Consider the following 12,170-nt stretch of genomic DNA (forward strand, 5'->3'; position numbering starts at 1 on the left):
CCGTTCTCTCCTCATCGCCAGGGGTCAAATGACATCTCAAGCGCCTCGATTTACACCGGATCAGCCTCCGCAGATATGCTGCGAGTACTTGACTGAGCAGGCGCGAGCCTTGTTCGGCCTGCACCCATTCGCTGCGGAGATGTCCGAAGACCAGGTCGCTAGCCTGCTGCCTGAATACCTGGCGATGTCACAGGCGTTCCCATACCTGCAGGCGGGGTCGCAAAGGGATCTCATATTCGATGCAATTCATCGCAATCGAGATCTTGCGAGGGACATTGAACTGACCAGCGTGGTCGCAAATTTCATCTGTTGGGATGAGACGGGTGGTTATCGCCAAATTCTCCAGGGCGGCAAGGCGGCGCTACCCGATATTCTGGTGACTGAAAACTTCCACTCAAACCTGCTTAGAAAGGATGCTTCGCGATTGCTCGGCAGAGCAATACAGCCCAATTATAGCGCCGCGACGAAGCGCTACCTGCATTCTCTCTATGCCGGATTGTCATCGAAAGACCCCTTAGTGCGTTGCGCCTACATGGTCGCTTTTGAGCTACATGCAGCGGATATGATCCAGTCGCTATGGACCACTCTGGTCAAAACCTTTAAGGTGCGGTCTGACGATCTTGAGTACTTCCGCAGCCATGTCGGCGGAGAAGATCCCGCCGAGAAGTATCACGGCGAAATGACAAGCCGGCTGATTGGCAAACTTGTCCCGGCTGACCGTAGCGGTCGCTTTTTGGATGAATTCGATCGAGCCTATGAGCTTAGCTTACAGTGGTGCCGCGATTTGCTCCGAATTGTCTCACTTGAGGGAGATGATCATTCGGACATCGAACATCATGGTCGTTGTCATTGCGGTTCTGTCAAGTTCTACGTCCGAGCGCCGCGCGAGCTCTCTGCGGTTCGATGCAATTGCTCAATCTGCCAAATGTCTGGATTTCTGCACTTGCTCGTACCTGGCGATAAGCTCACCATTGAGTGCGGCGAAGAACTCCTTACTGCGTACCAGTTCAACAAGAACATCGCTCGGCACACCTTTTGCCGGGTTTGTGGCGTAAAGCCATTCTATAGGCCGCGGTCGAACCCCTCCGGATTCAGCGTAAATATTCGATGCCTGGATAACAGGACCATCGAACGCATGAGAATAAGCGAGTTCGATGGCGAGCATTGGGAACAAGCATTCCGCTCGATGCACCAGGACCTGGAGCCCTGCGTCGAAGATCAAACCCTGGAGTGAACTCGAATGGCGCGCGCAATGAATGATAAATCCCGTCTGCTTTCAGAAGAAGCTCTGACAAAATACCGCATAGAGCTGTTGGTGAAGGGGACGGTCGTGATCGGCCCTCAGATATTGTTCACCCAAGATGACTTGGCGAAGATCGATCAGCTGCAGGCTGAGATTCCCGAAGAACGAGTGAGCGAGGGAGATGCCGGCGACTCGCACCATGTCTTTGTCAAACGCGTGAGGGTAGACCCGCCCGGCCGCGCTCCTAGCAACGTGAGTGGTGCAGCTCCAGGGCAGATCATGGAACTACTTGAAAGGAAAGACCGCAGCTTCGCGCTAAAAAAGATCTTGGGAGCCACATCAGATTACGTGATTCGCCGATGCCAAATGCATCGGATGCCTCCTGATTCCTTTGTTGGCATCCATCTGGATGCTGCGAGCGATCCGGATTTCGAGTACGCGGTGATTGTGCAGCTCGCGAGAGACTTCGAGGGGGGTGAGTTCGTGGTATATCCAAGCGGGTACGAACACCAGGTATTCCGACCGCCATTTGGCGCCGTACTTGTGACCACATGTAAGCTTCGGCATGAGGTGAAGCCTGTACTGACCGGCGAGCGCCGATCGCTGGTCTACTTCTGTTCAAAACGCAGCGGCGCGAACCGCCGGATCATCGAAAGCTCTACCGCTGGGCTATGAGGTGGGGTGGCTGCCTGTAAAGGCCACTACGCGTAATCCGAGCAAAGGTTGCGCAGGGTGTTGTGGCAAGTCATCGTCGCGGCCCCGAACCGGGAGGCGTGTCGGCGCGTGTGCGATGGTGTCCTCGCGATGCGCGGGGAAGCCCCGTTGCGGTAAGGTTCTCGACAGCTACCAGACCTAAAGCGGGATGGGGTTGGTTGAATCGATTTGGGATTCCCAAATCAGTGCGTTTCTGATTCACCATGCTGGCTGGATGGAGGCCAGCATGGATGGGCAAGCCTTATTCGCTGGATCTTCGTAAGCGCGTCGTGGCTGCGATCGAGGGTGGGATGTCCCGCAATCGAGCGGCCAAGCAGTTTGGGGTAGCGATCAGCACGGCCATCGGCTGGATGCAGCGGGTCGAGGAGACCGGCAGCGTTGAGCCTGGCCAGATGGGCGGTCACAAGCCGAAGGCGGTGTCGGGAGACCACGCAGTCTGGCTGTCGCAGCGGATCAAGGACGGCGATTTCACTATACGCGGTCTCGTTGCCGAGCTTGCCGGTCGCGGTCTGAAGGTCGACTACCACTCGGTGTGGGACTTCGTGCATGCCGAGAAGCTCAGCTTCAAAAAAAAGCGTGGCGGCTGGCGAACGCGATCGAGCCGAGGTCGCGCGGCGGCGAGCCCAGTGGGCAAAGTATCAAGGACGCGTCGAAGCTGAACGGCTGGTTTTCATCGACGAGACCTGGACCAGGACCGATATGGCCCCCTTGCGGGGATGGGCGCCGCGCGGGAGCAGACTTCACGCAAAGGTCCCCCACGGCCGCTGGAAGACCATGACCTTCCTGGCGGCCCTGCGCCACGACCGGATCGATGCGCCATGGTTCATCGAGGGGCCAATCGATGGCGTGAGCTTCCGCACCTATGTCGAGAAGGTTCTCCTGCCGACCCTTCAGCCCGGCGACATCGTCGTCCTGGATAATCTCGGCAGTCACAGGAGCAAAGCCGTCCGCCAGCTCATCCGTTCAGTCGGGGCCAAGCTCTTCTTCCTACCAAAATACTCGCCCGACCTGAACCCGATCGAACAGGTCTTTGCCAAGCTCAAGCACCTCGTCCGCAAAGCTGCCGCGCGAACCGTCGACGCGGTCTGCGCCGCAATCGGCCACGCACTCGATGCCTTCACCGCCGATGAATGCGCCAACTACCTCAGAAATTCAGGGTATCGAACTTAATGCCATCGCGCTTTAGTGCAAAACAGCCGAATGCTCAGGTGATTTGGGATGGCATGTCGCGAACTGGGGCTTTGCAGTGTCCATCAGAAGAGGAGCCTCTTCTGATGCCCCTGATCGCGCTCGATCTTTTGCTCGATGGTCCTGCATCAGCCGAGTCCTTGGTATTTCGAAAGTGAGACCGGATGGACTTTACCTCAACTCGCGGGGGCTCCAGCAGTCGGGCAGCGCGGGCCCGCAAGAGAACTTATCGGTTTCCCGTCCGCAGACGCAGCGGCTTTCGAACAGCAGTTGACGGAGATCGCCAATGCAGGTGGCGGCGTGCCGATGCAAGTCTCCGTTCATCAAGTCGGCGCATCCTTACCTGAGGGACAGCCCCTTAGGGAGGCGGTAACACGAATACTCGATGCTACCGCATTTCGGAAGGTCTCCGGCGATGCTGATCGCCGCCGGGCCCGCGCCGACCACGAGAACGTCCCAGACGCGGTCGTCGTCCACGCCGTTCACACCTCATCCTGACGAAACTGATGGCGGGGCGGCGTGGTCCGTTCGGGCGGCGCTTCGAGGCCCGCTTGGGACAGAGTCGGCTCCGGTGTCCGCTCCCGCAGCGACTCGATCCGGGTAATCAAGGCAACTTTTTTTCGTTCGGAGCCGGCATTCGCGCGATCGCGGCCAGTCTCCACGTGGACTGTTCCGGGAAGCCAACGTCGCGCAGTGCCTGCGGCGTTTGGCGTGGTTCGACCATCCCGAGCGTTGCCCACAGCTGAGCCATCTTGTCAATGCGCTCGTAATACGTGCGGCCGCGAACGTCGCGCAGCCAGTCCTCCCGCAGCAACGCGTGCTGGAGACGTTGCAGCCCTTGGGTCATCAAACGGATCGGTGACGTTAGCGCTCGCTCGCTCGAAAGCGGCAGAGCTCAGCACTTGGTCGGGCACGCGCGCGCCCCAGAAGCTCGGGAATGACAAATATGTGCTAGGGGAGTAATCGGCGCTGGAGTTGCACGATGCTTCGTCGGTCTGCCAGGGCAGGCCGAGCCAGCGCGTGAGCGCATTCCTGGGTGGCCAGGGCGCCTTTACATTTAAGATCGTGGCGCGGATCGGGCTGCGCAGCGCAGCATGGCTGATCGGCCTCGTTGCCGTCTGCGAGATTGTCCGGCTGCTCAATCCGCTCGGGCGTGGTCGTACGATCTCGACTTGAACGACGAGGCGTGACGACATCGCGTCTTTGGACTTTTCCGTCAGGGAGGCACGGCGCGATCTGCGCCGTGCATCGAGGAGCACTTCGTACGCTCCTCGGCACCGAACCGCAGGGCGCGTTGACGAGCACGATCTTCGCGCGGCTCGGGCGCAGCACGGCTTAGGTCTTGCCAAGCCGCCCGCCGAAATTCCCGCATTCCACAGCCAATCTGAGCGGAAGCTCAAACGAATCGTTGACACTCGCTCGCGAATATCACCACATGTGGGCGTCACGGTTCCGCTAGATCGCAAGATTTAGTGGCTAAGAGGGAAGCCGGTGAACTGCGCCAGAAGGCGCGGAATTCCGGCGCTGCCCCCGCAACTGTCAGCAGCGAGCTGCCTCCGACAATCGTCACTGGTGCTTTCGTGCCGGGAAGACGGGATGCGAGCGACGACCTGCGAGCCAGGAGACCTGCCGTGACGATCTGAACGTCCACGGGCGGGGTGTCCGGCGGTCGCTTGCATGCACCGTCCGGCATTTTGCTGCGGGCGTTTCTGCAGCGTCCTTCCCTATCAGCCCCGTTCAAATACAACGCGCGCATCACGGGGCCTATTGATGTCACTGAACCTTCACGACGCGGAAACTTCCTCCGCACCCATCATCCAGTTGCGTCCACAGTCGCTGGCGCCCGCTTCGAGCGAGCCGGCCATGCAGATCATTCGCCGCAACGGCAAGGTCACGCCGTTCGATTCCGCCAAGATCGCGGTTGCCATGACCAAGGCGTTCCTCGCGGTCGAGGGCACCACCGCGGTTGCCTCGCGCCGCGTCCATGAGAGCGTCGAGCAGCTCACAGTTGAAGTTGTCAGCGCGCTGATGCGGCGGGCCGGCGAGGGGCGTACGTTCCATATCGAGGACGTGCAGGACCAGGTCGAGCTCGCCTTGATGCGCAGCGAGCACCACAAGGTCGCGCGCGCCTATGTGCTGTACCGCGAAGAGCGAGCGCGCCAGCGAGCCGAGGAGGCAGCCACCGAGGCGACCCCTGCCGCGGCGCCGTCACTCCATGTCACGCTCCCCGACGGCTCGCGCGTTGGTCTCGATAGCAGGCGCCTCGCGCTGATCATCGGTGAAGCCTGCGCCGGCCTCGATGGTGTGTCTGCCGCCCCCGTTCTGGCCGAGACCACCCGCAACCTCTACGACGGCATCAGCCAGGAAGAGCTGGCGCTGGCCTCCATCATGGCCGCGCGCACGCTGGTCGAGCAGGAACCGAACTACGCCTATGTCAGCGCGCGTCTGTTGCTCGACAAGCTTCGCGGCGAAGTGCTGTCCTATGTCCATGGCGCCCCGACGTCCGCCTCGCAGGCGGATATGGCAACCCGCTATGGCGAGTATTTCCCGGCCTATGTGAAGACCGGCATCACGGCCGAGCTGCTCGATCCTGATTTGGCCCGTTTCGACCTCGGCCGGATCGCCGCCGCGCTCAAGCCGGAGCGCGACCTGAACTTCCAGTTCCTCGGCCTCCAGACGCTCTACGACCGCTACTTCATGCACGTGCGCGGAAAGCGCATCGAATTGCCCCAGGCCTTCTTCATGCGCGTCGCGATGGGGCTGGCGGTCCGCGAGATCGATCGCGAAGCCAAGGCGATCGAGTTCTACGATCTGCTGTCGTCGTTCGACTTCATGGCCTCGACTCCGACACTGTTCAATTCGGGTACGCTGCGCCCGCAGCTGTCCTCCTGCTTCCTCACCACCGTCTCCGACGATCTCGACAGCATCTTCAAGTCGATCAAAGACAATGCGCTGCTCGCAAAATACTCCGGCGGCCTCGGCAACGACTGGACGCCGGTCCGCGGCCTCGGCGCCCATATCAAGGGCACCAACGGCGAAAGCCAGGGCATCATCCCGTTCCTGAAGGTCGCCAACGACACCGCGATCGCCGTCAACCAAGGGGGCAAGCGCAAAGGCGCGGTGTGCGCCTATCTGGAGACCTGGCACGTCGACATGGAGGAATTCCTCGATCTGCGCAAGAACACCGGCGACGATCGTCGCCGTACCCACGACATGAATACCGCCAACTGGGTGCCGGACCTCTTCATGCAGCGTGTCGACACCGATAGCGAATGGACACTGTTCTCGCCGGACGAGACGCCGGACTTGCATGATCTCTACGGCGAGGCGTTCAAGTCGGCCTACGAGGCCTACGAGGCAAAGGCGAAGGCCGGCGGCATGCGCGTGTTCAAGACGGTCCGCGCGACCGATCTCTGGCGCCGCATGCTGACGATGCTATTCGAGACCGGCCATCCCTGGATCACCTTCAAGGATCCCTGCAATCTGCGCTCGCCGCAGCGCCACATGGGCGTGATCCATTCCTCGAACCTCTGCACCGAGATCACGCTGAACACCTCGGCAGACGAGGTCGCGGTCTGCAATCTCGGGTCTATTAACATGCTCGCCCATGTCGGACCCAACGGGCTCGATCACGCCAAGCTGAAGCGGACCGTCACGACCGCCGTGCGGATGCTCGACAACGTCATCGACATCAATTTCTACACGATCCCGGAGGCGCGCCGCTCCAACATGCGTCATCGCCCGGTAGGCCTCGGCCTGATGGGCTTTCAAGATGCGCTCCAGGTCCAGCGCATTCCGATCGCGTCCGATGCGGCGGTCACCTTCGCCGATGTCAGCATGGAAGCGATTTCCTACCACGCCGTCGAGGCGTCGTCGGATCTCGCCGCCGAGCGCGGCCGCTATCCGAGCTTCGAGGGTTCATTGTGGTCGAAGGGCATTCTGCCGCTCGACTCCATCCAGTTCGTCGCGGAGTCCCGCGGCGGCCTCGATGCCGACCGTTCCTCGACGCTGGACTGGGATCGCCTGCGCAAGAAGGTGGCCGTAGGTGGTATGCGCAACTCGAACGTGATGGCGATCGCACCGACCGCGACGATCTCCAACATCTGCGGCGTCTCGCAGTCGATCGAGCCGAACTACCAGAACCTGTTCGTCAAGTCGAACATGTCCGGCGACTTCACAGTCGTGAACGAGTTTCTCGTGCGCGATCTCAAGGCGAGTGGATTGTGGGACGAGGTGATGGTCTCCGATCTCAAATATTTTGACGGCAGCGTCGGTCAAATCGACCGCGTGCCCGATGATTTGAAGGCGCTCTACGCGACCGCCTTCGAGATCGACAGCGCTTGGCTGATCGAGGCGGCCGCGCGCCGGCAGAAGTGGATCGATCAGTCGCAGTCGCTCAACCTCTACATCGCCAACCCCTCCGGCAAGAAGCTCGATACGCTGTATCGGCTAGCCTGGCGACGCGGGTTGAAGACGACCTATTACTTGCGCTCGCGTAGCGCCACCCATGTCGAGAAGTCGACGTTGAAAGGCACCGACGGCAAGCTCAACGCGGTGTCCGCTGCTACGGCCGCGTCGCACGCGCCTATCATGATCCCGACCGCAGCCGCACCGGATCTCGACGGCATCAAGGCTTGCCGGATCGACGATCCCGAATGTGAAGCGTGCCAGTGAGGAGATGACGATGCTCGACTGGTCCGATACCGAAACCACGGCGGCCGCTCTGGCCGCCTCAAGCCTCGCCGCGGCGCTGCATCCGCAGACCCAACTCAAGCTCGAGCCGGTCGATCCGACCGGCCTGGGGGCGATCGACCGCGCCGGCGGCCGCGTCTCGGTCGACGAGAAGCGGATGATCAACTGCCGTGCCGACGTCAACCAGCTGCTTCCGCTGAAGTACAAATGGGCGTGGGAGAAATATCTCTCCGGCTGCAACAATCACTGGATGCCGACCGAAGTTTCGATGCAGGCCGACATCGCCCTATGGAAGTCGCGGGACGGCCTGACCGAGGACGAGCGGCGCGCGATCAAGCGCAATCTCGGCTTTTTCGCTGCTTCGGAGTCACTCGTCGCCAACAACATCGTGCTGGCGATCTATCGCCACCTGACTAATCCGGAGTGCCGGCAGTATCTGCTGCGGCAGGCGTTTGAGGAGGCGGTCCACACCCATACCTTCCAGTACATCGTCGACAGTCTTGGCCTCGATGAGGGCGAGCTGTTCAACATGTATCGCGAGGTGCCGTCGATTACCGACAAGGCGGCCTGGGCGCTCAAGCACACCCAGCATCTGGACGATCCGTCGTTCCAGACGGGCAGGCCGGACAATGATCGCGCCTTCCTGCGTGACCTCGTCGCCTTCTACGTCGTGTTCGAAGGAATGTGGTTCTATACCGGCTTCGCGCAGATCCTGTCGCTCGGCCGCCGCAACAAGATGGTCGGCATCGCCGAGCAGTATCAGTACATCCTGCGCGACGAGAGCATCCATCTGAACTTCGGTATCGACGTGATCAACCAGATCAAGATCGAGAATCCGCATCTATGGACGCCAGCATTCCAGGACGAGATTCGCGGCATGATCCGTGACGCGGCCGAGCTGGAGGCTGCCTATGGCCGCGATACCATGCCGCGCGGCTTCCTCGGGCTGAATGCGGCGCTGTGCGAGCAGTACATGCACTTCATCGCCAATCGCCGCTGCGCCCAGATTGGGCTCGCGCCTGTCTTTGGCGAGGTGGAAAACCCGTTCCCGTGGATGTCGGAGGCGATGGACCTAAAGAAGGAGAAGAATTTCTTCGAGACCCGGGTGATTGAATATCAGAATGGCGGAGCGCTCAGTTGGGACTGAGCGTCGGGTCACGATGGCGACCAGTGCCTTTTCCTAGAGCGTTAGCCGATCAGGTTGCAAGTAGCCTGCGGCAGTGAAGTAGTTTGTGGATTCTGCGGGCGTGTAGGTGTCGATGATGCGCCCGACAGCATCCCAAAGGCCGCCGACGGTGCGTTCGCGGCCTTTCGCAAGTTGGCTTTGAGCTTGGCGAAGGCGTTCTCGAAGGGGTTGAGGTCGGGACTGTAGGGCGGAAGATACAGGAGCGTAGCGCCAGCCGCCTCGATCAGCTCGCGTATGTGCGGCCCTTTGTGGCTGGAGGGATTGTCCATGACGACGATGGCTCGATCTGGAAGCTCAGGGATCAGCACCTTTTCAACATAGGTCTCGAAGGCATCGCGGTTGATAGGACCATCGAGCACCCAGGGCGCGATCATGCCGCGCGTGGTTAGAGCGGCCACGCAGGTTGTCGTTTTCCAGTGGCCGTGAGGAACGCTGGCCCGCAGGCGCTCGCCGCGTCGGCAGCGACCATGCGTTCGCGCCATGTTGGTCGATGCCCATGTCTCATCGATGAAGACGAGCCGATCCCGGTCGAGATTACTCTGGCTCTCGCGCCAGGCTTCACGCCGCGTCACGACATCCGGGCGATCCTGTTCCGAGGCATGGGCGGTCTTTTTTTACGCGTGATCTTGTGGCGCTCGAAAAAGCGGCGGAGCGTGCCATAACCAAAGGACAGGCCTTGTTTGCTCAAGCTATCACGCAATTCCTCGATGGTGAGGTCGGGCGCCGCCTCAAGCAGGGTCATGATCGTTCCCTGATGGGCATCAATCCGGTGAGACTTACGATGGCCGCCTTGAGCTCTCGGCTGGGCATCACCTTGCTCCCGCTCACGAGTTCGCCAGCGGCTTACGCTTGCCGCACTGACTCCAAATCGCTCGCCAGCCTGAAACGCCACTTCCAATACAGGCAAGCACACGTTCACGAAGATCCATCGACAGCGGTTTTGCCATGCCCGCCGGCCTCCAATCCGGCGACTAGCTTGAATCACCAAATCGCTGATTTGTGAATCCCCAACGATTCAGTCAGATGGGCCAACGCTCTAGATCATCTGCGGGCCGCGCAATCGGCAGACGGAATCGCGCCGAATGCAAGCCGAGTCAAAGCGGTAGTGACCCCGTTCCATTCCGAGGATGCTCGGCTTATTTCCGGGCTGGAAAAGGCACTTGTCGCAGCCAGGTACGAAGAGGCCAGCGCCGAGGCTACTGGCCGTTGTATTCGCAAACTGAGCCAGTGGCTGTTTGCAAACAACAAGCCAGCCATTGCTGGTCGGACCGGTGCGGAGTCGCTGGACAAAGACGTGGAGGCATTCAAAGCGAGCGGCGGGGACCAGCAAGTGGTTGCGGCGCTGGCTCATCGCCGGGCCTCTCGGTCGGCCGCCGGCATAGCGCCGAGGAAGGGCCGACCTGTCCTCAGCCCTTATCCCGAGGATGCTGACCTGATCAGAGATTACAAGGCCACAGAATCTAAGCCTACTGCCAGGAACTATGCGCCTTTTCTGACCGGTTTCAGCGACTACTTGCGTCAAAACCACAAAGAAAGCATTGCTGCCCGCCTGTCCGACGGGTCGCTGGTGAAAGATGTCGAGGCCTACAAGAACTCTGGCGGCCATGCGAAGACCGGTGCCGCACTGGCTCATCTTCTGAAGTCGCCGGCGGGCGTTAGAGCCATAGAACTCAAGCGCGCTGCTGACGCTGCTGGGCAGCATCCCGCGTCCGCGGGATCTATCAGCTCGCCTGTGGACCTTGCCATGGCAGAGGACGACCTGCATCTATTGGCGGCTCTGGACGTACCCGGAATGTCGTCGTCTCTCCAACCAGCCTGGAATCAGCAACAGGCGAAGTGTCCCGAAGTGTCCCCAGGTCCGTCGAACTGGCACTACGACGACTGGGCGGCCGCGGACGAACCGATCGATGCACTTGATTGGGGCGACCTCCTGCGGAGCGAGGAGGTTTTTGAGCACGGCGCAGCGGACTCGAGGCCAGCCAAAATAAGGAGGATCGAAAATGGTCCGCAAGACGGGCCGATCGAGCAGCAGTTAAGCCAGATCAGCAGTTCAGAAGTCCGCGCTTTAGCGCAGCCTGCAGCCGATCAACTGGGTGTCTCACTATGGCAGACACAGAGTGGACTTGATTACGAAGCAGCACCGCACTCGACCGTGAGACACCTCGAGGAGGCCGCTGCGCGGCAAAGCGCGCCTCAGGGAGAGGTCAACTGGCCATTGCATCTCCCCGCAAGTTACGATCCGGATGTCCTTTGGGGAATGTTGGAGGACCGCCCGCCGTGGTCCGGGTCAATCAACCCTGATCAGCCGCAGGAGATAGAGCAAGCTGCATCGGCTATTGGGGCGACCTCAAGCTGGTCGCTGCCCACCTCGTCCAACTTTGATTGGAGCATGTTGCCGACCACGCCATCCTCTCTCGAGCTTCGGTCCTGTGATGTCGAAAGCCGTGTGGGGGCTCTGGTTAATTTGCTATCGCAGGAGTTGCGCGATGATGCCCACTTTGCCCCAATAGGCACCCCACCTGACGCACAGATCGCGGCTGAGATTCCGGTCCCGCTCCAGGGGCGGAGCGCACCGCTGCTCGGTGTCACGGAATGGCTAGGCGATGAGCATATCACGGCCGACTACGCGCTCATGGAAGAAGAGTTGCAGAGGAGCGATCCGGATCTCGCCGCCCAAACCCGGTTCCTTCAACCCGCGCAAGCGCAGCTGCTGCGCTTGATCCCGAGCCAGAGCGATCGCGTACAAACCTTCCGGCAGATCGTCAACGATCAGGATGGCAACGATACCGCCAACTTCCTGTTCGTGCCTGTGAACGATGGTGCCGCTACTGGCGGCGGCGCCCACTGGTCGCTTCTGCTGGTTGATCGGCGGGTGCCCACCGCGCCGGTTGCCTATCACTATGACTCCGCCGGGTCTCGCAACAGAACCGTTGCAGAACCCGTCTGCAACCTGGCGGCATGGCCCGGCAGCAGAACGGCCATGCTTGCGGAGTCTATGTGGTAGACGCAACGCGAGCGCTGATTGGACGATTGGCGCAGGGCGAGCGGCCAGACAACGAGCCGCTGCACCTCGGGCACCTTATCGCCGATCGGCCAGCACTTCAGGAGCGGCTTAAGGGGGGCGCGATTGGGGCTGACAGAGCTCGA

Annotated in this window: 8 protein-coding genes, 1 pseudogene and 1 riboswitch; of the genes and pseudogenes, 7 read left to right on the plus strand and 2 right to left on the minus strand. The window is 60.8% G+C overall.

Annotated features, from left to right (window positions below; genetic code table 11):
- The first annotated feature begins 109 nt into the window (after positions 1–109).
- The 3 genes from ACVIIV_RS16460 to ACVIIV_RS16470 all read left to right on the plus strand — a co-directional run bounded on the left by ACVIIV_RS16460 (position 110) and on the right by ACVIIV_RS16470 (position 3,127).
- Positions 110–1,234 (plus strand): GFA family protein, encoded by a 1,125-nt coding sequence (locus tag ACVIIV_RS16460; protein ID WP_456745089.1) that lies wholly within the window; start codon positions 110–112, stop codon positions 1,232–1,234.
- Between the two features lie 6 nt (positions 1,235–1,240).
- Complete coding sequence (locus tag ACVIIV_RS16465) at positions 1,241–1,918, plus strand: 2OG-Fe(II) oxygenase (protein ID WP_456745090.1); 678 nt, start codon at positions 1,241–1,243, stop codon at positions 1,916–1,918.
- A 269-nt stretch (positions 1,919–2,187) separates the two neighbouring features.
- A protein-coding gene (locus ACVIIV_RS16470) for an IS630 family transposase (protein WP_456745091.1) occupies positions 2,188–3,127 on the plus strand; the annotation gives its coding sequence in 2 pieces (ribosomal slippage) (positions 2,188–2,523 and positions 2,525–3,127; 939 coding nt in all).
- A 622-nt stretch (positions 3,128–3,749) separates the two neighbouring features.
- On the opposite strand, the gene ACVIIV_RS16475 is transcribed toward ACVIIV_RS16470, so the two are convergent.
- Positions 3,750–3,992 (minus strand): hypothetical protein, encoded by a 243-nt coding sequence (locus ACVIIV_RS16475; protein WP_456745092.1) that lies wholly within the window; start codon positions 3,990–3,992, stop codon positions 3,750–3,752.
- A 173-nt stretch (positions 3,993–4,165) separates the two neighbouring features.
- On the opposite strand from ACVIIV_RS16475, the gene ACVIIV_RS16480 reads away from it, so the two are divergent.
- The 3 genes from ACVIIV_RS16480 to ACVIIV_RS16490 all read left to right on the plus strand — a co-directional run bounded on the left by ACVIIV_RS16480 (position 4,166) and on the right by ACVIIV_RS16490 (position 8,984).
- Complete coding sequence (locus tag ACVIIV_RS16480) at positions 4,166–4,321, plus strand: hypothetical protein (protein ID WP_456748933.1); 156 nt, start codon at positions 4,166–4,168, stop codon at positions 4,319–4,321.
- A gap of 254 nt (positions 4,322–4,575) precedes the next feature.
- Positions 4,576–4,793, plus strand: a riboswitch (cobalamin riboswitch).
- Between the two features lie 122 nt (positions 4,794–4,915).
- Entirely contained in the window at positions 4,916–7,819 is a 2,904-nt protein-coding gene (locus ACVIIV_RS16485) for a ribonucleoside-diphosphate reductase subunit alpha (RefSeq protein WP_456745093.1), read from the plus strand.
- A 10-nt stretch (positions 7,820–7,829) separates the two neighbouring features.
- On the plus strand, positions 7,830–8,984 hold the full coding sequence (locus ACVIIV_RS16490) for a ribonucleotide-diphosphate reductase subunit beta (protein ID WP_456745094.1): 1,155 nt from the start codon (positions 7,830–7,832) through the stop codon (positions 8,982–8,984).
- Between the two features lie 33 nt (positions 8,985–9,017).
- Here the strand turns inward: ACVIIV_RS16490 and ACVIIV_RS16495 are convergent.
- Positions 9,018–9,970, minus strand: a pseudogene (locus ACVIIV_RS16495) (IS630 family transposase).
- 158 nt (positions 9,971–10,128) lie between these two features.
- On the opposite strand from ACVIIV_RS16495, the gene ACVIIV_RS16500 reads away from it, so the two are divergent.
- Entirely contained in the window at positions 10,129–12,027 is a 1,899-nt protein-coding gene (locus tag ACVIIV_RS16500; protein WP_456745095.1) for a Ulp1 family isopeptidase, read from the plus strand.
- Positions 12,028–12,170: the final 143 nt, after the last annotated feature.

The sequence above is a fragment of the Bradyrhizobium sp. USDA 4354 genome, from assembly GCF_054060315.1.

Coding starts and splice junctions, on each gene's coding strand:
- ACVIIV_RS16465 (WP_456745090.1), top strand. CDS start 1,241: ATGGCGCGCGCAATGAATGATAAATCCCGTCTGCTTTCAGAAGAAGCT.
- ACVIIV_RS16475 (WP_456745092.1), bottom strand. CDS start 3,992: ATGACCCAAGGGCTGCAACGTCTCCAGCACGCGTTGCTGCGGGAGGAC.
- ACVIIV_RS16485 (WP_456745093.1), top strand. CDS start 4,916: ATGTCACTGAACCTTCACGACGCGGAAACTTCCTCCGCACCCATCATC.
- ACVIIV_RS16490 (WP_456745094.1), top strand. CDS start 7,830: ATGCTCGACTGGTCCGATACCGAAACCACGGCGGCCGCTCTGGCCGCC.